Genomic DNA, 23,847 nt, shown 5'->3' with positions numbered 1-23,847 from the left:
CCTTTAATACGAAACAAGGAGAAGCCTTCCATAACACCTTTACTTAAACTAGCATGAGCAAAGACACACCCGATTATGCTCAAATGTGAATACTTGCACACAAACAAAAAGGGCTTAAGCCCCGTTTGTTTGGAATTGTTAAATTTTCCGGTCAGACCATAAGAAGTAACGCTTCCGCACCCGTCATACCTGGTACGATGCCAAGTCTCTCTGCTTCTATCGTTACAGACTCCAATGGAGCAGCTAGAAGCTGGGCAAGTGTCCGTACACCCACCGCACGAGCCGCGATGATATGCCGATCACTAAGGGTTTCATTAAGGAGACCGACATCCAGTGCACCGCACATAATATAACCTCGGTTCGTGCTGATGGAGAGCAGTGTAGTTTTGGGAAGCTTAACCTCTACCCCGATCAGCGTATGTTCACCTACTGTAATAGGCTCCATAGTAACCAATAGCAGCACCTCCTTTTTTTCACTATCCACGTTGTATATGTATGCTAATTTTCCTGTGGGTGTGCTGACGGTAGTCCTATGCCTAGTATAAAATGCAGTATAATAGTCCCTATTCCAGTAGTCCTGGGTATATGAATATTGCATGTTTAATGTTATAGTTAATTACATTCCTGTAACCATTCAGAGATGTTCTAAACGAAAAGCTGGGGGATTTATGGACGAGAAACTACAACGCACAGACGGCAATTATTTATTTAACGTCGACATCCTGATTAATGCCCGTACCAACCCGCTTGCACTGCAATTTCTGCTCGAAATGTTGAACAATAATGACCATATCACAGATTTCAACATTAACTCCGGTCTTGAATTAGGGAGAACCATTGACAGCTTGCTACGCTCCGCTAAACTAGCTTTGAATCAAAACTCTGCTCCTCCCATTTCATTAAAGCTGCCTCCAAAATCCACAAAGAAGCAGCTGGATACACCGATAAAAAAACAGGCAGAAACGCCTGCACAGCAAACGGCAATTGAAACGCCAGCTGATGCATACGGGAAGATTCGTCAGTATATTCAGAATAATCAATTGGTACGTTTACGAGCGAACCGGTACGGGAAACAAGTGTCCATGCCCTGTCGTATTTTAAACTTTGATGAAGCAGCCAACTCTATAAGTGTCTACCATGTGGATGAGAAGCAGGTGTACAGCTTTAATCTAAATGAAATCGACGAGTTTCTGTAAGCGCATGCGTTACAAGCAAATAAGCACCCTCCCTCTTTGGGAATAGGTGCTTATTGGTCTTTCTTTTCCTAACAACTAAGACGACGTTTTACGTGAAAATCCTTCTATCGCAAGGCATAACCAGCCAATTATAAAGCATACCCCACCGATAGGTGTAATCGCTCCTAGCACCTTAATTCCGGAGATACTCAGAACATACAAACTGCCAGAGAACAAAATGGTACCTGCAATTAACAATCGACCCGCCCAACGTAATCGGGCACTTTCGCCCCATTGGCCCACAGCCAGTGCGATGAGAATTACCCCCAGCGCATGTACCAAGTGATACTGCACGCCAGTCTCATATACCTTCATATAGTCTTCACTGATAACTGGTTTTAGTAGATGGGCACCGAAAGCACCAATTCCTACTGCCAGCATTGCTAGCACAGCCCCCCAGGCCATAAATTTCCGTTGCAAATGATTACACCCCCTTAATTTTAGACTCATTCTATCATAACGTAATGCCAGCTCCTATTTCCAGCAGTCATTTTTTAATTTGCCTCATTCAGGGGTTGCTTTTTTAGCATCAATATGAAAAAGTGGATATTAACAACATTTTCATTCTAATCTCTCAAGGAGTGCAAACCATGGACTTAAATTCTCTGTCAAAATCAGACGTACCTGCGGCAGAGGTAGGAAATCCCAGCCCTCATCCGGATTACCCAAGCGCTGATTTATCGTCTACGCATCAAAAAGTAGAACATGATCTTCAACATTCTGGACCTGGTATTGCTTCATTCATTATCTGTCTCGTGTCGATCATCGGCTACGCAGCCATCTTTATCTCTATTATAATGAAGTCTTCTTCATTGGTTAATGAGAATTCCGAACTATTAAGCCAGTCCTCGCAATTCATAATGCTTCTAGGATTAACGGTTATTATTCTGGCTGCTCTTAATGTAATCGGTGTAGTCATCGGCATCATTGGGCTTTCCATTCGGAAACGGCGCAAGGTGTTTGGCATTATTGGCACGATAGTCAATGGTGTTATTATCTTACTCTTTATGCTGCTTATTACAACCTTTCTAGTCAATGCAGGAACGCTTTAAGCTTCTTTTAAACATGCTAACTTCATTAAAAAGGGTATCCCAACAACTTTGAGCTGTTGTGGGGATACCCTCATTTTATGTATGAAGCTAAAATCTGCATCGGGGAGTCCTCATCGTCATCCGCGGCTTGCGGACTCAGATGACGTTATTTACGAATTTTCGCCCTTTGGAGCAGAGTTTCGGACCCCAGTGACGCTATTGCATCGAAAAAGGATCCTATTGGGCGCTTTTCATGGCAATAGCTGCGATAGGGTCCGATAGTAATTCAAATATCGGAAAAAGCTGCGTATAAGGGCCGCTGGGTCCGATGATGCTGAGTCCGATAATGCTGAATCCGATAATGCTGAATCCGATAATGCTGAATCCTATCCCTCATCCGCTCACGGACTCAGATGACGTTATTTACGTTTTTTACGCCTTTGGAGCACAGTTTCAGACCCCAGTGACGCTATTGCATCGAAAAAGGTTCATATTGGGCTCTTTTTATGGCAATAGCTGCGATGGGGTCCGATAGTAATTCAAATATCGGAAAAAGCTGCGTATAAGGGCCGCTGGGTCCGATGATGCTGAGTCCAATATAGGGGCTACCAGTTCCGTTAGTGGGGCTGCTAGATCCATAGTGGTGCTGCTAGATCCATAGTGATGCAGCTAGGTATGCGTACTGTGATCGACCAAACAAAGTTTAGTGTTTTGAGCAAGAACTATACTTAAAAAATACGAGGGTGTCCCAGCAACTGATATGCTCCCCATATAGTAGACAGGTGAAATAATAAAAACCTGTCGCTGTATGGGGAGCATTTTTATGGAACAAAAAAAGTATACAGCACTGGAAAAGTTAACGATTCTCCAAGAAATTGAACGGGGCGACATTGGTTTGAAAGCTGCGGCCCGGAAGTATGGAATATCCAAAAACTCTATAGTGAAGTGGCGGCAACGTTATCAATTGTATGGATACGAAGGGCTGGAAGTCCGAAGCTACAATCGTACGTATTCTGCAGAACTTAAACTCTATGCCGTTAAGGATTATCTCGAGGGAGGATTGTCGCAAAACCAAATCATCTGCAAGTATAAGATTGCAAGTGCAACCCAACTCGCCAACTGGATTAGGAAGTATAATGGTCATAGCAACAGCTTAACAGCTCATTCAGGAGGAACTAAAGCTATGACCAAAGGACGCGTAACCACTTGGCAGGAACGGATAAATATCGTGCTGTACTGCCTTTCGAACGGAGAAGACTATGCGAAGGCGGCAAGCCATTTTCACGTGTCTTACCAACAAGTATATAGCTGGGTAAAGAAGTACGAAGCAGGTGGTGAAGAGGCATTACGAGACGGTAGAGGACGCACCAAAGCGCCTGAAGAACTTACGGAAGCAGATCGCCACAAACTCGCGATGCAAAAGCTGGAATACGAGAATGCACGCCTGCGTGCGGAGAATGCTTTTCTAAAAAAGTTAGAGGAACTCGAAAAGAGGAGGCGTTAAGAACCATTCGCCAGGTGAATATCTACCTGGCCATTCAGGCTGTTCAGCAGGAACAGTCTTGCTCCATTCGGCTTTTGTGTGACATCGCAGGGATTTCACGGTCAAGTTATTACAAATGGTTGAATCGCAAACCCAGTTTTCGAGAGGCTGACAACGAGAAACTGACAGAGGCCATGCTCCTCTTGTATGAGAAGGTGGAACGAACCTTTGGGTATCGCCAATTGACCCTGCATTTGCGCAGACAAATGGATAAATCTATTAACGCAAAGCGAGTGTACCGGCTGATGAGATGCCAAGGTATCCAGTCAGTCATCCGCAGAAAGAGAAAGAAGTATGTAGGCTCCACGCCTCAGCAGGTTGCAGAGAATGTGCTGAACCGTAATTTTGAGGCTGAAGCTCCAAACCAAAAATGGGTAACGGATGTAACGGAATTCAAATACGGCAACGGCAAGAAGGCGTATTTAAGTGCAATAAAAGATCTGTATGACAAGTCCATTGTTGCTTACGTTCTGGGTCATTCCAATAATAATTCGCTAGTTTTTAACACACTGGAATTAGCTTTGCAGGCAGCACCGGAGAGCCGAACCTTACTCCATAGCGACCGTGGTTTCCAGTATACCTCTCTGCATTTTAAGAAGATGCTGGACGATGCAGAACTGAAGCAAAGCATGTCCCGAGTAGGCTGCTGCATTGACAATTCGCCGATGGAATCCTTCTGGGGAACATTGAAATGTGAGAAGTACTACTTACATACCTACCAGACCTTTGAAGAACTCCAAACAGATATTGATACCTACATTCACTTTTATAAAAACGAACGGTTACAGGCAAAACTAAACGGCCTCAGTCCCATTGAATTTAGGACTAAGGCCGCTTAAACTACTTTTATTTTTTGTGCTGTCTACTTGACGGGGTGCAGTTCACAACCACTATATGATTGCTGAGACACCCTCTATTAATTTGCAAATCAATACATTCAATTATTTTGCTAGAGCCAGCTTTGTCAGCACACGCTGCTTGACGGACGGATCGCCCTCCACTGCTTTTTCCACATATTCAATAACTACGGAATCATTCGAATTCAAAGTGTCAAGTATGCTCTCCATTCCAGCTGAAATCTCAAAAGCGGTTGGACCTTCTTTTGTCGCAATCTCAACGGAATGACTATCAATTTGTCCGATATAAACGGCCGTCATTTTTATTGTTTTACCTTCAGCTTTTGGAGTAGAACTAGGTTTAGCTGTGCTCGGATTTTCGGTTGGTGTGGCTGTACTTGGGTTCTCAGTGGGTACGGGAGTGCTTGGAGCTTCTGTAGGCTCAGCAGTGCTTGCGCTCTCGGTTGGTGTTGGAGAAGGTGTTGCAGTCGGTTCTCCTGAAGTCTGTGCCGAATTATTCCCACCGCAAGCGGTTAAGGCAAATGTTAAGGCAGCAATCGCTGCTATGGCGGGTAATGAACGTTGTTTTTTCATGTTGAGTGCCTCCTCTATGTGGCGATTATTTTCAAAGTCATCTTCATAAGTATACTCCTATAACGTTAACCACTCTATGAAAGTTTCATATGAAGTAATTTTAGATAACTTCCAGCTTCTATTAGGCATCCGTCGGATGCAGGCTACAGCGGTATTAATACAATAGTGTGAGCCTGATTTATCCCAAAGGAGTGAGCCCCTTGAGAATCGATATCGGCTGTGGATCTAATAAGGAAGCAGGTTATCTCGGGATCGATCGGATCGCGGGTCCTGATGTAGATATTGTCTGTGACATTTGCCAAGAGATTCCTCTCCCTGACAATAGTGCTGAGTTTGTTATGGCTAGCCGTGTACTGCCTTATGTGGACAATTTATTCGCAGCCCTGTCGGAAATTCACAGAATTAGCATCCATAAAGCAGTTGTTTGCATCCTAGCACCCTATGCCCACAGCTTTGCCCATATGTCCAACCCTGCCTTCAAGCAGAAGTTTGACGAATATACCCCCCGGCATTTTACAGGATCCTTCTTCCAGCCTCCATCCGGTCCAGTTTGCCCAGCTATTCCAGACTACCCTGTACCCGCACCACCCTTCGATTATCGGTTGCTGCGGATGGAGTTATTCTATCAGCATCCTTATGAAGATCCGCTTTACGAAACTGAAGAACTAGAAATACTAAAGACCCTTCAAGCAAATGTAGTGCATGAAATCATGTACCATTTTGTCGTAGTCAAGCACAATATCAACGATCAGGAGTTAGAGCTGATGAGCAGAAGCCATTATCCTGAACCTCATGTTCTTGTCGAACGAAGACTTAAATCACAAAACAGACATTTTTTTCTATAATTTTAAGATGGGACATACACTAATACCCATTTTGTGTCATAGGCTAACATACAGGTATTAACTGTGCCGTCCTAGTTATAGGACGGCACACTTTTGATCAAAACCAACCTCGAAGGAGGTGAGAATCATTCCACTAGTCGTACGGGCAACGATCAATGCGACCGGTGCTATCACATTTACCGGCAACACGCTTGGACTTAGCCGCTCCGATACGATCGGAGTGCCAGGGACACTAGACAGCATCGGTGGCTTTACTACTGTTAATACTTCATCAACATTTGGTACCTATCCTAGCGGAACTACTAGTCTTTATACAAGCAACAGTTCAGCAGCCATACTGGTCCTACCCTCAGGCAGTACCGTACTGTATGCGGAGCTAATCTGGGGCGGTACCTATATTAACGGAAATGTAAACCTTAGTTCGGCCATTAACAACCCTGTCTCCTTCATAACCCCTGCCGGCACTACATTCAGTGTTACTCCTGATTCAGCAACGAGCAACGTAGTCGATTTGGGAGGTGGTGCATCAGCATATGTTCGTTCCGCCAACGTGACCAGCATTATCCAACAAGGCGGTGCCGGCACCTACACCACTGGCGGTGTAGTGGGTACGATTGTTATCCCTAGTGATTCTACAGCCAACCATGCGGGCTGGACGCTGGGTGTAATCTACCAAAATACAGCCTTACCTTTTCGCAATATGTCCCTTCGGGCAGGTGCAATACTTGTACAGGCAAACTCAGCTCCGGTATCCACTACAATAACTGGATTTGCCACACCCATTACTGGTGCGCTTGGCGGCAGAGCGTTATTCAGCGCGCAGGAGGGGGATGCCAACCGTTCGGGGGATCAGGCATTATTTGGTCCAACCTCTGCTACACTTGTTGCTTTATCGGGACCTAATAACTTTGCCAACAACTTTTTTGCATCGCAGATTAACAATGATGCAGGTAACCTAAACACAACGGGTACCTTTGGAAACCGCAACCAAATAAACGGAAATCCAGGAACCAACATTATCGGTGGTCGCCAAGGCTGGGATATTACCAATGTTGACGTCTCCGCACGGCTGATAAACAATCAATCTTCAGCCGTATTACAATTAACCACCTCAGGCGATGCTTATGTACTCAACGGTAATGCCATACAGGTTGATATCAATGCTCCAAAAATAAACCTCACTAAAAGCGCTAATGTAGCCGGCCCCATAGTCGGTGATACGGTAACTTATACGGTGACTGTCAGTAATACAGGAACAGCGGGAGCAGCAAGTGTCGTTTTATCAGATGCGCTGCCGGCAGGATCCACTTTTGTAACTGGAAGCGTAGTTGTTGCTGGTGTCTCCAGACCTACTTTTGATATTACAGCAGGAATCTCACTAGGCTCATTAGCTTTAAGCAGTTCAATAACTGTTACATATCAAGCCAAAGTCACTTCATTACCACCAAGTCCGCAAAATATCGCTAATACCGCTAATGCTGCCTTTACATTTCAAAGTGTAGCCGGAGGCCCTATCATGACCGGGGTCATTCCATCTAATACAGTAACCTTACCTGTATATTCACCCGTCCTTAACATTGTGAAATCAGCCAGTACTACCAATGCTACGGTTGGAGATCAGATCACCTATACCCTTCAAATCACTAACACAGGAAATATCGGCGCGGTAACAACACTTACTGATAATATTCCTTCAGGCAGCTCTTATGTCGCAGGTAGCTTCACCGTCAATGGAAATCCTATCGCCGGTAACCCTGCCACAGGGATTGCTATCGGTACGGTTGCCGCCGGTGGCAGTTCTACTGTTCAATTTCGGGTCATCGTGAATAGCCTACCTTCTCCGCCACAGCTGGTCGACCAAGCAAGCGCCGCTTATACGTTTCAAGTTCCAGATGGGCGAACAGTAGCTGGATCTGCCTCGTCCAACATTTTGTCTATTCCAGTTAGAACACCTAATGTTACCGTAGTCAAAAGCGCTGGATTCGCCGACGTAACTGTCGGAGATATACTACTCTACACCTCTGTAATCAGCAACAACGGAATTGCAGCAATTACCAACGTGTCACTCTCAGATACCATCCCTGCGGGTACATCGCTGGTCCCCGGAAGTGTCACTGTCGCCGGTGTATCGCAACCCTCAGCTAATCCTGGAACAGGGATTTCTGTCGGTACCATCGCTCCAGGAAGCTCCGTCGCAGTCACTTTTCAAGTCAACGTTATCTCATTACCAAGTACCGCTCAGCTATTGAATAAATCTAGTGCCTCTTTTAGCTCGGGTGCTTTTACTGGCATTTCAGTCTCAAACACGACGACAACTCCCGTGTATCAGCCTGTAATCCAAATTGCAAAAAGCTCGAACGTTTCCAGTGCAACTGTAGGCGGCAATATTCTTTATACGTTAAATGTGCAGAATTCTGGAAATATCGGGGCGGCTGTAACCCTGAGCGACAATATTCCTTCAGGAAGCACCTTTGTCTCGGGAAGTGTAACTGTTAACGGTGTTGCTAGACCTGCTGACTCTCCACTTACAGGAATTAACTTAGGTACTTTAGCTTCAGGGGCAGCTGTTCCTGTGACCTTCCTTGTCTCTGTGCAATCTCTGCCTGCTCCACCTGTTCTGAATAACCAAGGCAGCAGCAATTACACCTACCAACTGCCAAGTGGAAGATCATTCTCCGGGACCAGTCTATCCAATACCCTAACCATTCCGGTCTCCGCTCCAAACATTACACTAACCAAAACTGCAAATCTAACTAATATAGCAGTTGGAGAAAATCTGACTTATTCAGTCGTAGTGTCCAACCCAAGCAGCGTCACTGTCACTAACGTTGTTGTCTCTGACCCTATTCCTACGGGGGGAGCATTTGTAGCAGGCAGTGTGACTGTCAACGGTTCGACGGTAGCAGCGGCTAACCCAAGTACAGGTATAGCAATCGGAAGTATCGCCGCGGGCAGCTCTGTCACGGTGTCTTTTAGAGTGAATGTCGCTACCTTGCCAAGTCCAGCACAGTTTACAAACAGAGCCAGCGCCTCCTTCACCTCTGGAGCGTTTACCGGTTCTTCGCTCTCAAACACGATAGTAACACCTGTATTTCAGCCCATCCTTAGTATGGTCAAAAGTGCCAATGCAGCACAGGCATCTGTAGGGGGATCTCTCTCATACTCCATCCTGATCAGCAACACCGGGAATATTGCAGCTACTCTATTAGTAACTGATATCCTGCCACCCCAAGCCGTGTTTGACACGAATAGTGTAATTATTGGAGGAACGCCTTTGCCCGGATATAATCCGGCAACTGGCATTCCAGTAGGACCGCTCGCTCCAGGTGACAGTGTCACCGTAAGTTTTCTGGTCACGATCACAGCACTGCCTCCATCACAAGTATTGCTGAACTCTGCTTCAGCGACATATAATTTCACCCTTCCAGACGGGCGTCAGCTCGGTGGAAATGTAGTGTCCAATACGCTCTCTGTCCCAGTGTCTGCCCCTAACGTCAGTGTTGTAAAAAGCGTAAACGCTGCTACTGCTGTTACTGGTGATATCCTTACCTTTACCTCTGTATTGACCAACAACAGTATTGCAACAGTAAGCAATATCATTCTCAGCGATCCTCTGCCTGAGAATGTAGCTTTCATTCCCGGAACCGTAATTGTAAGTGGCACTCCCCTGCCGCTAGCAGTTCCGTCCGCCGGCATTCCAATCGGTAGTTTGAGCCCTGGCGCCACAGCTACCGTAACATTCGAGGTGAGGATAACAATGCCGATACCATCACAGATTAACAATCAGTCGTCTGTCAGTTTTACATCCGGTGTATTCTCCGGTTCTTCTTCATCTAATATCACAACTACACCAGTTATTCAGCCCCAAATCTCCTTATTAAAAAGTGCCGCTGATGGAGACGGCGATTTCGATGCTTTAGTTGTCGGTGATTCTGTCATCTACACAGTGCTTGTTAGCAACACAGGTAATCTGGCTGCAAATCTTACGCTAACTGATAACATTCCAGCAGGTACAGTTTTTGTTCCTAATAGTGTCATTGTAGGTGGCATGCCTCAACCCGGATCAGCCCCTGATACAGGGATAGCTGTAGGAAATGTCGCTCCTGGTGCCAGTATTGCAGTCAGCTTCACCGTTGATATCATCTCCCTGCCAACACCTCAGCAGATTAGTAATCAGGCTTCTGCAAGCTTTACCTTTACTCCGCCTGACGGTAGACCGTTATCTGGGACTGCGGTGTCTAACACTGTAACTTTACAAGTCTCTGCTCCTAACATTGTCGTTACCAAGAGCACTACTTCAACATCAGTTGCTGTTGGTGAAACGGTCACTTACAACGTCAATATAACTAATAATGGTATAGAATCTGTTACTAGCGTCTTACTCAATGATCCTACACCGGTAGGGAGTACTTTTGTAACAGGCAGCGTGTCTGTCAACGGAGTTCCATTCCCGAACTTGAATCCTGCTTCGGGGATATCTATCGGTACTCTAGCAGCTGGTGCATCAGCGCTGGTTACCTACAGTGTTACTGTTATCTCCGTCCCTCCTACAGCTTCACTCATCAATCAGGCATCCGTTACCTTCACTTCAGGCGTTATTTCAAGCTCCACTTTTTCTAATACTGTTACAGTCCCTGTGTTCCAGCCGAACATTGCCGTAGTCAAGAGTGCTAGTACAGCCAATGCCACGGTTGGCGATTCCGTTAGCTACACACTGACAGTGAGTAACACAGGAAACTATGCTGCTAATTTAACACTGACGGATAATATTCCCGCAGGTACCACTTTCGTTCCGAATAGTGTGCTCATCAACGGCCTCCCTTTAGCGCAAGCGGATCCTTCCACCGGAATTGCAGCTGGAATAATACAGCCTGGAGGAACGACCGTAGTCATTTTCACGGTTGACATCACTTCATTGCCTAGTCCTCAGCAACTGGTCAATCAAGGAACCGCAGCATACAGCTTCACCTTACCCGACGGACGTACACTTAATGGGTCTGCACTCTCTAACACCGTCACTATTCCGGTCTCCTCACCTAATATTGCTGTAGTTAAAACTACAACCACAACATCAACTACAGTCGGTGACACTATTACTTATTCCATAGCTTTAACTAATAACGGGATTGCCACTGTAAATAATGTGGTCTTCACAGACGCCCTTCCTGCCGGCACCACCTTTGTGACAGGCAGCGTGCTTGTGGACGGTGTGCCTCGCACAGGAGTTAGCCCAGCTATTGGAGTGACCCTAGGCAGCATAGCACCCGGTGTAACCGTAACTGTTGCTTTTACCGTAAATGTAGTTTCACTGCCGCCTACTGGATTGTTAAATAATCAGTCAACAGTCAGCTTCACCTCAGGTGTTGTCTCAAATGTAGCCTTCTCAAATATCGTCACGACGCCTGTCTATCTGCCTATCCTTGCAGCAGCAAAAAGCTCCAATTCAGTCAATGCTACCGTTGGGGATACGATTACTTATACTATAAATGTGACCAACACAGGTAACTACGGAGCTTTAGCAACCCTGAGTGACACCATTCCAGCGGGTACAACGTTTATTCCAAACAGTGTACTCATTCAAGGCGCTCCTGCTCCAGGAGCAGACCCAGCTGCCGGGATCTCACTGGGGGTAATCTCCGCGAATGGAAGCCTGTCTGTAATGTTCTCAGTGCTTATCACAACATTGCCGGCAAGCCAACAGCTGCTCAATCAAGCTTCCGTCGCGTTTGCATACACACTTCCAGATGGACGGACATTTAACAATTCGATCAATTCCAATACAACAACAATCTCAGTATCCTCACCGAACGTTATCGTCACTAAATCTTCGACAGCTACCGATGCCGTTGTTGGGGATACCATCACTTATAACTTCACTGTTACCAACAGCGGAATAGCAAATATCAGTAACGTTAACCTCAGTGATCCAATACCTGCAGGCTCTAGCTTTGTCGCTGGCAGTGTGACCGTAGATGGCACTCCACGCCCTAGCGCCAACCCAGCGAACGGGATCTCGCTCGGTACACTTGCACCGGGAGCATCTTTCCAAGTCTCGTTCAACACGATTGTCAATGTGCTTCCTAATCCTGCAACGCTTAGTAATCAGGCTTCCGTCAGTTTCACCTCCGGCGCATTCTCAGGATCTTCTTTCTCAAATACACTTGTTATTCTGGTATATCAACCTATCATTGTAGTTGTCAAAGGGGCGGACAGAACCGCCGCAACTGTCGGAGATACGATTACTTACTCCTTAAATGTGACGAATACTGGTAACCTCATAGCAAATGTAGTTATTACCGATACCATTCCGAACGGAGCTGTCTTTGTTCCAAACAGCGTGCTCGTGAATGGGGTACCACAACCAGGATCAGATCCATCTACTGGCTTAAGCATTGGGGCGGTAGCTCCGGGAAGTACAGTAACAGTAACGATTACCTTACAGGTTACTATTGCGTCCCTGCCTTCACCGCAGCAGTTGGTCAATCAAGCTACAGCAAATTTCACATTCACACCGCCAGATGGACGTTCACTCACGGGCTCCTCTGTCTCAAACGTCCTCATTATCCCTGTATCTTCTCCGGACGTAAGTGTGGTTAAGAGCACTACTTCTATTGATGCGGTTGTTGGCGATATCATTACCTATACGATAGTTGTCACCAACTTAGGGATTTCACCAGTCAATAACGTCATCATGGTTGACCCTATTCCAGCTGGCAGCCAGTTCGTAACGGGAAGTATTACCGTAGATGGAGCCCCTCGTCCTAGTGGCAGTCCGGCTTCGGGAATCGTAATTGGTACAATTGCTGCAGGTGCTTCTTCAACCATTACCTTCCAGGTTCAGGTAGTAGCGTTATGATTCCCGGCTCACGTACCCAACCTGTCGTAACCAATCAATCCATGGTACTCTTCAATTCGGCAGCGGGTGTTGACGGAATTGTCTATTCCAATACCGTTAACACCCCGGTCGTGGGCCCCGTGCTTTCATTGCTGAAGAGTACAGATAAACTCCACGCCTCTTTAGGCGACACTTTGGTGTATACCATTACAGCCAGTAATAATGGAAATACAGATGCTTTTTTGACGGTGTTTGACATTCTTCCAGAAGGTGTATCCTTTATTTCCAACAGTGTGCTCAGAGACGGTGTGCCTCTTCCGGGGGCTACACCGTCTTCAGGCATCCCCCTTGGTTCTATTGCACCGCAGAGTCAAGTGAGCATCGCCTTTCAAGTCGTCATCATTTCCCTGCCGTCTTCCCTAGTGCTGCAAAATAAAGCGCTAGGCCGTTTTTCTTTTTCCACTCCGGAGGGAAGAACCGTTAAGGGTGAGCTTGCGTCTAACTCTGTACTGGTTTCTTTACGCTCCTACCAGCTCTCGACCTCCTTGTCTGCAAGTACTCCGACTTCTTTTATAGGGGATGTAGTCACTTACACCTTGCGGCTTACAAATGAAGGCAACAGCCTTTTAACTCAAATCAACGCAATAATTTCTATTCCGGACGGGGCCGTGTTTATACCGGGGAGTGTCATTGCAGGTGGGATTTATTACCCAGAATCGGACCCGGCGCAGGGGATATTACTCGGTTCGCTGGACACAGACCTAAGCGTTGATATTACTTTTCGTGTCCGAGTAACAGAGTTTTCTCCCTCGTTGGCCTTAACCAACAACGCGGTTGTCACCTATTCAGTCGATGAGCATACAATTATGACCGAAAGTAACACTGCGGTTGTCTCACTTGTCCAAGCGGGGGTCAACATTAGTAAAAAAGTGGATCATGTTACAGCAGCTCCGGGCGATAATTTGAGATATGAGCTTACGGTAACGAACAACGGGAATCTGGCTGTAAATGCAGTCCTAACAGATGCTATACCTTCAGGTACTCTTTTCGTATGGGATAGTGTTCTCTTAAATGGAGTGTTGCAAAAAGGTGCACGACCAGCGGAAGGCATCCAGTTAGGTACTTTAAGAGGCGGAACTACAGCAGTTGTAGTATTTCAAGTGAGTATACCTGCAGCCATTAACATTCATGAAATCGCAGCCGTACAAAACCATGGTAGTGTTCAGTATACCTTTGTGCTTCCAGACGGACGGACCGTACGACAAACCTCTCGTTCCAATACAGTTACCACCTTAGTAGTCACACCTGTCATTTCACTCGTAGTCCATGCAAAACCAACTATTGTAGAAGCAGGAGAGCGAGTCCAATGCTGGATCTCACTAACCAATAGCGGAAATTGGCCTGCGGAAATATCTCTGAATCGGCTAACCCCGGAAAAATGTTTTCTTGATCCCAACAGCATTGTGATTGATGGAGTTCCGAATCCACAATCTTCATTTGCCGGCACCTTGCCGCTGGGGGTAGTTAATGCTGCATCTATGGTTAACATTCATTATTTTGTCCAGGTAAGTGAACAGGTAATGGGTCGTTTCCTTAAGGGCTCCGTGAATGCTCAATACTCTTTCAATATGGATGGACGTGACTACTCTGGCGAAAGTCAATCTAACAGTTATGTGCTGACCGTAGATGAGATCAGTGAATAAGAAATCACATATCCCTCATCCCCATGAATATACTTTAGTTACAACCCCAAAACATCCCCACAAGGTGAGGCTTTGCTCTCTATGCGTACTCAGGTACTTTGCGGGGGATCCAAATATATGCTTTGCAAAAGATTTCTTCAATCAACATTCATATTCCATGGGAGGTGGTCATCCTGTCGCAATCATCCGGTCCCTTTTCCTTCGTAGTCTCAAAAGAAGATTGGTCCCTTCATCGTAAAGGTCATCAGGATCAGGAACGCCATCAGCAAAAGGTCAGAGAAGCCATCAAGGATAATTTGCCTGACCTCGTTACCGAAGAGAATATTATTTTGTCAGGCGGTAAGCAGATTGTGAAGGTTCCGATTCGCAGTCTGGATGAATACCGGATTATTTATAACTTCCGTAAACAGAAGCATGTAGGACAGGGGGACGGAGAAAGCCAGGTCGGAGATGTGCTTGGGCGCGATTCACAATCGGCACAGCCAGGCAAAGGAGAAAAAGCAGGCGATCAGCCCGGTCAAGACACCGTGGAAGCAGAGGTCAATCTGGAAGACCTGGAGGACATTCTATTTCAGGATATGGAATTACCACATTTGAAGCCTAAGAATAAGGAAGAGATCGAGGTCAAATCCATTATTTTTAACGATATTCGTAAAAAAGGGATGATGTCCAACATCGATAAAAAACGTACGCTGCTGGAGAATCTTCGGCGCAATGCAAGCAGCGGCAATCCCGGCATCCACAGTATCAGCCCAGATGATCTGCGCTACAAAACATGGGATGATATTAGAACCCCTCATTCCAATGCGGTCATTATTGCCATGATGGATACGTCAGGTTCGATGGGTTCATTTGAAAAATACTGCGCCCGCAGCTTCTTCTTCTGGATGACCCGTTTTCTGCGCCGCCAGTATGAGAAGGTAGAGATTGTCTTTCTCGCCCACCATACGGAGGCTAAGGAAGTCAGTGAGCATGATTTCTTCACCCGTGGCGAAAGCGGGGGAACGATTTGTTCCTCGGCATATCAGCGAGCGATTGAAATTATCGATAGCCGCTACCCGCCTGCGCAGTACAATATTTATCCATTTCACTTCTCCGATGGTGATAATCTCACCTCCGACAACGAACGTTGCGTGAAGCTGATCGGAGAACTGCTGAAACGAAGCAATATGTTCGGCTACGGTGAGGTGAACCAATACAATCGAAGCAGTACCTTGATGTCAGCTTATCGCCATCTGAAACATGAACAATTCATGCATTACGTCATTAAAGACAAAAAAGAAGTGTATCAGGCGCTGAAGACCTTCTTTAGTCCAAAGGGTACGGTTAATTCTTAATCCCCCACTCCAAAACGCGGGTATCCCAAAAGCCAAAAATGGCTGATGGGACATCCGCGTTTTTGGCGTTGCTCCTTCTTGAACAAAACAACAAACTTCGTAAATTGCGTCATCTGGGTCCGTAGGCATCGGGGATGGGCAAATAGCGTCATCTGGGTCCGCAAGATCAGGGGATACGCAGAATAGTATGTAGGGCAACTTTGGGATTACTGGGGGATCGGCGCATTCGGACACAGATGACCTTATAAGTAGCTTTAGCGCACATTTGGATTGCTATCGGACCCCATAGCTACTATTAGCATGAAAAACACCAAAAACGAGCTTCATTCTGAGCAATAGCTGCACTGGGGTCCGAAATCATGCTCCAAAGGCGATAAATTGCTAAATAGTGTCATCTGGGTCCGTAAGTATCGGGGATGGGCAAATTGCTCATCTGAGTCCGTAAATATCAAAGAATGCGTCAGAATAGTATGTAGGGCAACTGTGTGGGATTACTGTAGCGCTCGGCGCTACGGTATAGATTAAAAAATAAGCCAGTGAAATTAACTTTCTTTTTTCAGTTACATAATAACTCCTACTATACACCTAATTTCACAATTTGGATCGGTACCGATAAACTTGTACTCCCCACCCATGTCAGCTTGTTATCGTAAGCTATGACTGCTGTTTTGTTTTTCCCCGCTTAGATTTCCACCATGCAAATAACCTCCAATCTCAAACTCTGGAATGCGGAGGTTATTTATAGTTAAAAAGCTTTCAACGCTACAGCCTAATGAACCTTCTCTCTATCCTTGCCTTTATCAGACTCACCAGCATTTTTGTTCGCTGCTTCCCGGTCCTGCATCATCTCATCCACCGTCTTCACCTTCAGGCGAGCAGCGCCCTCGTTGTTAGCGTTCGTTGGGATAAGCTCTCCTGAAGCCAAACGTTCCTTGGCCCTAGCAATAGCTTCGCTGTATTGAGGCAGCCACTGTTCCCCTGCGACGAGCATCTCATCGACCATCTGCCAGATTTCTTTTGGATTACATACAGCACCAACGAGTGGGTCCATCATAAATGCCTGACGCAACAGCTTATCATCGCCGTGTACAGCTGCTTCAACCGCCAGACGTTGCACTGAAATGCTCACGTTACATACGGCGGCAGGCCCAAGCGGCAATTCACCTACCAATGGCATGGAGATCCCGTTCCGGTCTACATATCCCGGTGCTTCGATAATGGCGTCCTCTGGTAAATTAGAGATTACGCCATTGTTCACTGTATTAAAGTGCCCCCGGTACACTCGTCCCGTTTCCAATCCTTCTATAATATAAGAGCCGTGCTCTTCCCCGCGATTCTCCTTCGTATACTCCAATGCCGGGTCTTTCATCCAGTTTGGAAAATCGGTCTCGAACCAATTCCGACCTTCCGTGCAGACACGCAGATAACCGCCTGTTTCTCCGTTAATCCAGCTCCCCAGATCGATCCAATCCATAATTTCATCACTGCGTTTACGATACCATGGCACGTACTCACTTAAGTGTCCATTGGATTCTGTACTATAGTATCCAAAGCGACGAAGCATATCGATGCGCACTTTTTCCGTACGGCTGAATTCCGGATGTTTCTCAAAAGCCTCTAAAAGACCTTCGGTCAGATCCTTCCCCTCATGACTTGCTGAAATATACCAGGTCTGGTGATTGATGCCCGCACAGATAATATCAACTTCGGATTTCTTAAGCCCATACACATCCGCAATTTGTTGGTGCCCATGCTGTACACCATGACATAGACCGATGGTCCGAACACCACCATATTTATTGCAGGCCCAGGTCAGCATAGCCATCGGGTTCGAATAGTTAAGCAAAAGCACATCCGGTGCTGCCATCTCCCTAATATCACGGCAAATATTCAGCATCTCCGCAATTCCGCGTTGCCCGTACATGATACCTCCCGCACACAGAGTATCTCCCACACACTGATCGACTCCGTATTTTAAGGGAATGTCCACATCCGTAGCAAAGGCTTCAAGCCCACCCATCCGAATAGTACAAAATACGTACTTAGCATCCTTCAGTGCTTCTCTGCGATCCGTTGTCGCCTGAATTTGTATATTTAAACCATTCTCCTTAATATCACGCTGGCATAGCTCCGTGACCATCTCCAGATTGTGGCTGTTAATATCCATAAATGAGACTTCGATATTTTTAAATTCCGGTACAGTTAGTAAGTCCCGCAACAATCCACGGGTAAATCCAATGCTGCCTGCCCCTATAAAAGACACTTTAAATGACATGGTTATCATCCTCCGGTAATGAATTGGTTGTTCCTGTCCATTGTAGCAAGGGACCTGAGGAAAGCGTAACCAATATCATGACCTCTTTTGAAAGAAGGTGTCAAAAATCCTAACCTATCTACTAAAAATCATGCTCTTCATAACTCCAGGCGTGACGCTCAATGGAATTGCGGAATTCTACAGGCGTGCAATCGGCGTATTTTTTAAAAAGAAGGTGAAAATATTGCCTGCTGCTAATTCCTACGTAATCTGCAATTTCAGCAATCGGGATGTCGCTCTGCCCAAGCAGCATCTTCGCCTTCTCCATTCGCAGCATATTCAAGTAATCGCTGAGTGTCCGACCCGTATGGCTCTTAAAAATTCGATGCAAATATCCGGGATGCAGATTTACTGCGGCAGCGATGTCCTTAACCTGAATGTTCTGGTCATAGTTCTGATGCAGAAATTCGATGCTCCGGCGCACATAAAGCTGCGAGGGCTGTTGGCTGGTATGAAGCTGCTCTTGCCGAAGTCTGGATAATCGCAACAGAAGCTCACAAAATAATAAATCAACCATACTTCCCCCCTTCCCGCCGCTCTGATCAAGCTCTAACACAAGTCCCTTTAGAACATGATAGATTTCCTCCGGATCAGGCATTACTAAACTGGAAAAAGGAAGCTGCAGCATTTCTGCGAGCGCCGTTTCTTCACGGGCTAGCTTGCCGACAGAGGGTGCAACCCCTCTATATTCCATGAAGCCAAATTCCACATTTAGCATCCGACAAGGTGCCCCCTCTTCAACAATCAGCCTATGCGGAACATTCGCGTCTAGGATGATCAATTCTCCCCGCTTCAGCCGAACTCTCTCTTCTCCTCCTGAGCTTGGACGGACATCTACGATACAACTTCCTGAGATCAAATACATGATTTCCGTTGAATTATGCTGATGGTAAGACATATTGTAGTTATTCCACTGTTTATAATAGTAAGCAAAAAAATGAGGACTATAATCTCCCTCGATTAAAACCTGCTGAAAAAGACTCCCGCTAGGACTCAGATTTAAGTTCGTCAATGGATCACTACTTTCTTCATTTATTACTTAATACAAGTGTATCCCTTTAGCCACTTCGAAGACAAGATAACCTCCGATAGCGATCAAATCAACAAAAACGAGCAACTCTCCACTATACTGGAAAATTGCTCGTCTCTATTAGAATATTATTGTCATACTTGAAAAGAAACCAAAGAGTGCTTGAGATCCGCTGCCAAGCCCTCCAGCTTTTCCGATAAGGCAACCAATTCCTCACTAACCGTAAATTGCTGAGATGACATAGAAGCTACCTCCTCCGTCGAAGCTGTGGTCTGCTGGACAATGGAGCTGACGCTGGCCATGGATTCACCAAGTTGACGCTGGAACTCAATCAATTCGAGGACAGAAGCAGAAGATTCACTAATATGTCTCATGAAATGTTCCATTTCCTCTTTGACACTCGCAAATATCGTTGACGACTCTCTTACAGAAGAGATTTGTTCACGGAACTTAGGAGCGGCTTCATTGATATCCTTAACGGTGTTCTCGATATGTAGACCAATCTCTTCCGTGATCTTGGAGACCGATTGAATCGACTCATTCGACTGGTTAGCGAGCTGCCTGATTTCATCAGCAATCACTATGAACCCTCTTCCGGCCGCACCTGCCCTAACTGCTTCTATGGTAGCATTTAGCGCCAAAATATTGGTTTGCTTATTCACGGCAATCATAGGGCTGAGAATACTGCGAATTAAATGGGTGCTTTCTCTGAGCTTAGTAGAATTATCTTGAATTCGATTGATCATCTCTACCGTAGACTCACTTTGTTCTACTAGCAGCTTCATCAGCTCTGTACCTTGATTGCTAACCTCAATGACCCGTTCTGCTGAATGGTCCATCACTGTATTTATTTCCGTCACTTCACTCATTTTGCTGCCGATAATCTCAACATTGTGATAACTGCGTTCGGCTTCAACAGCGAGGCTGGCTGACCCCGCTGCAATCTCACCGGTAGCGGTCGCAACCTCTCTGGCATGGAGGGAGATTGTACTTGATGCTTGTACTAATTGTTCCGAAGTAAGGAGGACTTCATCTGCCGAATTCCCGCTCTGCCTTGCAAGCAAAGAGATCTGCTCCATCATTTTGTTGAAGCTGTGACCCAAGCGGCCAATCTCGTCCTTGCCCTTAAAATGGGTTCGTACCTGTAGGTTCCCATGCTCTCCTTCTTCCATCAAGACTGCCAGCTTACCCAGCGGACGCCCTACCAAACGAACAAGAATATAACCGATTAGTAGTGCTATTAAGGCTGCCGCTAGCACCACAGAAAATGTAATATATAAAAGTTTGTCCGCAGACTTGGTAAAATCACTGACGGGAGCATACCCCATAAGCGTCCACTTGGCAGTAGCCAAGGGCTGGTATACAACAAGCTGAGAACTTCCGTTCTCATCCTCCGCTGTAAATGAATGATTCTGCTCTTTACCTTGTTCTTCTGAAACTTTTATGTAAGAGGGTTGACCCAGCTTAGCTTGATCCACACCATACACAATGCTGCCATCCGCACTCAAGATACGAATTTCACCGGTCATCCCAATCTGAAGGTTAGACAGCATTTCAGTCATGGCCTTCCCTTTCACTTCGATTAGCATGTAATACTCCGCTTCGGGATGTACAAGATTACGCAGCAATCTCCCCATAGTTAAGGATGGCTCAGTATAAGCATCAAAAAAGCCTTTCTCACGAACGGGAAACCAGACTGGCTCTCCTTTAGCTGCGGCAATTTGCTCTAATCTTGCGGAAATGCCTTCATCACTACGAATCCCACTTATGCCAGCAGACTTATAAGATTCTGAGTCTACCAAGCTCTTGGATACCAGCCTGACGCCATACATCCGCTCATCAGACCCTTTTACCAAGTCCAGCTTTCTGCGAATCCGATCTTCAGCACCGGCTTTGTCCACAGTTGTAAGCTCGCCACTATTTATTTTTTCTAAATCACCCTTTAACACAGAGTCGAGTGCAAACTGCCTTGATAGTGCCTCATACTCTGCCAGCACAAAATCCAGCTTGTCCGCTGCCTGAACTACAGATTGTGTGGAGGCTGCAGCAACCTCATTCGTAATGATATTTTTAGCGGCAAAATAGGAAGTCAATCCTAGCACGGAGGATAAGAGAACTATAGAACTAAATAAAATAACGAACAGTTTAACTCCAACAGATTTAAAATATAGAGTCCAGGACTTTTTCATTAAGTTCACTCCCCGTGACGAAATAAGGGTACAGCCCTCCATTTCTGTATAAAGGCTGTACCCTGATCATTTATTAGCATGAAGCGAGCGAATGGGTTTACCCCTTACTAGCTCCTGCTGTCAAGCCATCTACTAGCAGACGTTGCAAGAATACAAACAAAATCATAATTGGAATGGAGATCAAAACCGCACCCGCAGAGAACAAGGTAAAGTTCGTGTTTTGGTTCGTGTTAACCATATCCCACATTCCGACTGCGACCGTCCAGTTCTCCTTCGTCCGCAAAATAAGTCTGGCGAAAATGAAATCCACCCAAGGACCAACAAACTGAGTCAGCGCCATGTAAGTGATCATAGGACGTGACAAGGGTAAGATGATCCGCATAAATATCCCGAAATTACTCGCCCCATCTATTCGAGCCGCCTCATCCAAAGAACGAGGAATCGTATCCAGGAACCCTTTAGCGATAAAGGTCCCACCCAGCGGTGCCCCCGCCGCATAAACGATAATTAACGCAATATGTGTATCCAGCAAATTAAACTCTTTAAGCAGCATATAAATAGCGATCATACTCATAAAACCAGGGAACATACCAAGAATCAATACGGTGGATAACGCTGTTTTACGCGCTTTAAACCGGAATCTGGATACGGCATAACTGGTTAACAAAGTAAGAACTACCCCGATAAGCATCGAGAACACAGCTATTTTCAAGGTATTGGCATACCAAGTCCCAAACATATAGCTGGGTGATGTGAACAATTCTCTGTAATGTGATAAAGTGAATTGCTCGGGAATAAACGTTTTGCTGTACAATGATTTACCAGGTCGGAAGGAAGCTAAGAGAATCCAAAGGGCAGGATAGAGTGCAGCTATCGACAAAGCAATCAAGATAATATAACTACCTGCTAAGCGAATAATGTTCGCGACTTTTCTGCTCATTGGATCATATCCTCCTCTTTAAATGACTTCGTCCGGCGGTAATTGTACAGGGAGAATGAAGCGACAATGATAAAGATAATAATCCCTATTGCCGAAGCCATGTTGTTTTTATTCTGATCAAGCGTTAATTTGTATAACCAGGTTACTAGCAAGTCCGTAGAACCGGCATATTGATAGTCACCATTTACCGGACTACCCCCAGTTAATAGGAAGATTGCGTTAAAGTTGTTGATGTTACCTGCAAACTGCGTAATCAAGGTTGGTGCTGTGGAGAATAATACCATCGGCAACGTTACGATACGGAACTTCTGATAACCCGATGCTCCATCCACCTCAGCAGCTTCATACATATCCCGTGGGATAGTAGTCAGAACGCCCATGATAAGCAGCATAGAAACAGGAATACCTACCCACATATTAACGATAATTACGGTAACCTTAGCCCAGAATGGGTCAGTCAGCCACGGTAATCCATCCAATCCAAAATACCCCATGTATTGATTGATAGGCCCGAATTGACCGTTAAATAAGTTGCGCATGAGCAGAAGCGAGATTAACTGTGGCACCGCGTAAGGCACAATCAGAATTACTCTCCACATTCCTTTGAAGCGAATGCCCTTCTGACTCACCAGCAAAGCGACCAACAGTCCTCCGAAGTATGTAGTAATGGTTGAAAGAACTGCCCATATAATTGTCCATGTTAATACACCATAAAAAGTGTGGCTCCATGTCTTAAGGACCAATAAATTACGAAAGGTCTGAAATCCAACCCAGTCCACCAATTTGGCGGGTGGAAGATGATCAGGTGCGGAATAGTTCGTAAAGGCCAACAGGATCATGAAGATAATAGGCATAATAGTAAAGAATAGAACACCGATACCCGGCAAGACTAGAAACGCTTGAGCAAACTTGTAATCCAGGATATAACGAACACTTTGTTTAAAAGTGTTTGCCTGAAGACCGTTATCACGTTTTTCTCCAATCTTGTAAGCATCTCTGATATTCAAATACCACGCGATAATCAATAGAATAAGAATAAGGATGGTGATCAAGCTTTGGATCATAATATAAATCGAGTGATCACCGGTAACCATCTTGGCGATCCCCTTCACTTTAACCAGACGACTCGGATTCTCTCCTAGTGTTACAATGCCCCATAAGGAGTTGGCAAGATTCTCAATAAAATAAAAAACGGCTACAGCTTCTACGGCTAAATATAATATTCCTTTAACGAATTGGCGGTTATATATTTGTCCCAATCCCATAAAAATCGTCGACAGTATTGCGGCCCTCGTGCGATGTCGTTGCATTTCGCTTCCGTTCTCCTCTCCGAGTGAAAATAAGAAGCTGCCAGCCGCTAAACATGCGGCGGGCAGCTTGATTCACTGTATGCTGTTAAGACAGTGAATTATGAT

At 45.7% G+C, this 23,847-nt stretch carries 15 protein-coding genes; 7 read left to right on the top strand and 8 right to left on the bottom strand.

Going from position 1 to position 23,847, the window contains the following annotated elements; all coding sequences use genetic code 11:
• Positions 1-151: 151 nt before the first annotated feature.
• Positions 152-454 (bottom strand): YunC family protein, encoded by a 303-nt coding sequence (locus PODO_RS08540; RefSeq protein ID WP_038569585.1) that lies wholly within the window; start codon positions 452-454, stop codon positions 152-154.
• Positions 455-668: 214 nt separating this feature from the next.
• Here PODO_RS08540 and PODO_RS08535 point away from each other — a divergent pair, with 214 nt between their 5' ends.
• Positions 669-1,196 carry a hypothetical protein gene (locus PODO_RS08535; protein ID WP_036684355.1) on the top strand — a complete coding sequence of 176 codons (528 nt, stop codon included), beginning with the start codon at positions 669-671 and terminating at the stop codon, positions 1,194-1,196.
• Positions 1,197-1,271: 75 nt separating this feature from the next.
• Here PODO_RS08535 and PODO_RS08530 read toward each other — a convergent pair whose 3' ends face one another.
• Positions 1,272-1,655, bottom strand: coding sequence for a DUF423 domain-containing protein (locus tag PODO_RS08530; RefSeq protein ID WP_036684358.1), 384 nt, complete (start codon positions 1,653-1,655; stop codon positions 1,272-1,274).
• 170 nt (positions 1,656-1,825) lie between these two features.
• On the opposite strand from PODO_RS08530, the gene PODO_RS08525 reads away from it, so the two are divergent.
• Entirely contained in the window at positions 1,826-2,287 is a 462-nt protein-coding gene (locus PODO_RS08525) for a hypothetical protein (protein ID WP_051491333.1), read from the top strand.
• 802 nt (positions 2,288-3,089) lie between these two features.
• A protein-coding gene (locus PODO_RS30485) for an IS3 family transposase (protein ID WP_155288107.1) occupies positions 3,090-4,648 on the top strand; the annotation gives its coding sequence in 2 pieces (ribosomal slippage) (positions 3,090-3,723 and positions 3,723-4,648; 1,560 coding nt in all).
• A 102-nt stretch (positions 4,649-4,750) separates the two neighbouring features.
• On the opposite strand, the gene PODO_RS08510 is transcribed toward PODO_RS30485, so the two are convergent.
• A complete protein-coding gene (locus tag PODO_RS08510) occupies positions 4,751-5,239 on the bottom strand; it encodes a hypothetical protein (protein ID WP_038569581.1) in 489 nt (162 codons plus the stop codon).
• A 200-nt stretch (positions 5,240-5,439) separates the two neighbouring features.
• Between PODO_RS08510 and PODO_RS08505 the strand changes: the two genes are divergently transcribed.
• The 4 genes from PODO_RS08505 (at position 5,440) to yhbH (ending at position 15,959) form a co-directional block, all read left to right on the top strand.
• Positions 5,440-6,084 (top strand): methyltransferase domain-containing protein, encoded by a 645-nt coding sequence (locus PODO_RS08505; RefSeq protein WP_051491334.1) that lies wholly within the window; start codon positions 5,440-5,442, stop codon positions 6,082-6,084.
• A 118-nt stretch (positions 6,085-6,202) separates the two neighbouring features.
• On the top strand, positions 6,203-12,940 hold the full coding sequence (locus tag PODO_RS08500; protein ID WP_155288106.1) for a DUF7507 domain-containing protein: 6,738 nt from the start codon (positions 6,203-6,205) through the stop codon (positions 12,938-12,940).
• Positions 12,937-14,622, top strand: a complete 1,686-nt coding sequence (locus tag PODO_RS08495; RefSeq protein WP_038569580.1) for a DUF11 domain-containing protein — start codon at positions 12,937-12,939, stop codon at positions 14,620-14,622. The genes PODO_RS08500 and PODO_RS08495 overlap by 4 nt, the downstream gene beginning before the upstream one ends.
• Positions 14,623-14,795: 173 nt before the next feature.
• Positions 14,796-15,959, top strand: coding sequence for a sporulation protein YhbH (yhbH, locus tag PODO_RS08490; RefSeq protein WP_036684553.1), 1,164 nt, complete (start codon positions 14,796-14,798; stop codon positions 15,957-15,959).
• Between the two features lie 769 nt (positions 15,960-16,728).
• On the opposite strand, the gene melA is transcribed toward yhbH, so the two are convergent.
• From melA to PODO_RS08465, 5 genes are all read right to left on the bottom strand, one after another.
• Positions 16,729-18,234 (bottom strand): alpha-glucosidase/alpha-galactosidase, encoded by a 1,506-nt coding sequence (melA, locus tag PODO_RS08485; RefSeq protein WP_038569578.1) that lies wholly within the window; start codon positions 18,232-18,234, stop codon positions 16,729-16,731.
• 121 nt (positions 18,235-18,355) lie between these two features.
• A complete protein-coding gene (locus PODO_RS08480) occupies positions 18,356-19,285 on the bottom strand; it encodes an AraC family transcriptional regulator (RefSeq protein WP_094903395.1) in 930 nt (309 codons plus the stop codon).
• 152 nt (positions 19,286-19,437) lie between these two features.
• Entirely contained in the window at positions 19,438-21,492 is a 2,055-nt protein-coding gene (locus tag PODO_RS08475; protein ID WP_052096897.1) for a methyl-accepting chemotaxis protein, read from the bottom strand.
• A 97-nt stretch (positions 21,493-21,589) separates the two neighbouring features.
• Positions 21,590-22,432, bottom strand: a complete 843-nt coding sequence (locus PODO_RS08470; protein WP_036684372.1) for a sugar ABC transporter permease — start codon at positions 22,430-22,432, stop codon at positions 21,590-21,592.
• Positions 22,429-23,742 (bottom strand): sugar ABC transporter permease, encoded by a 1,314-nt coding sequence (locus PODO_RS08465; protein WP_036684375.1) that lies wholly within the window; start codon positions 23,740-23,742, stop codon positions 22,429-22,431. Before PODO_RS08465 ends, PODO_RS08470 begins: the two co-directional genes overlap by 4 nt.
• Positions 23,743-23,847 lie beyond the last annotated feature (105 nt).

Origin of the sequence: Paenibacillus odorifer (assembly GCF_000758725.1) — a bacterium.
Taxonomy (GTDB): Bacteria; Bacillota; Bacilli; order Paenibacillales; family Paenibacillaceae; genus Paenibacillus_AQ; species Paenibacillus_AQ odorifer.
This window is presented reverse-complemented; position numbering and strand designations above follow the sequence as displayed.

Coding starts and splice junctions, on each gene's coding strand:
- PODO_RS08475 (WP_052096897.1), bottom strand. CDS start 21,492: ATGAAAAAGTCCTGGACTCTATATTTTAAATCTGTTGGAGTTAAACTG.
- PODO_RS08470 (WP_036684372.1), bottom strand. CDS start 22,432: ATGAGCAGAAAAGTCGCGAACATTATTCGCTTAGCAGGTAGTTATATT.
- PODO_RS08495 (WP_038569580.1), top strand. CDS start 12,937: ATGATTCCCGGCTCACGTACCCAACCTGTCGTAACCAATCAATCCATG.
- PODO_RS08525 (WP_051491333.1), top strand. CDS start 1,826: ATGGACTTAAATTCTCTGTCAAAATCAGACGTACCTGCGGCAGAGGTA.
- PODO_RS08465 (WP_036684375.1), bottom strand. CDS start 23,742: ATGCAACGACATCGCACGAGGGCCGCAATACTGTCGACGATTTTTATG.
- PODO_RS08535 (WP_036684355.1), top strand. CDS start 669: ATGGACGAGAAACTACAACGCACAGACGGCAATTATTTATTTAACGTC.
- melA (WP_038569578.1), bottom strand. CDS start 18,234: ATGTCATTTAAAGTGTCTTTTATAGGGGCAGGCAGCATTGGATTTACC.
- PODO_RS08510 (WP_038569581.1), bottom strand. CDS start 5,239: ATGAAAAAACAACGTTCATTACCCGCCATAGCAGCGATTGCTGCCTTA.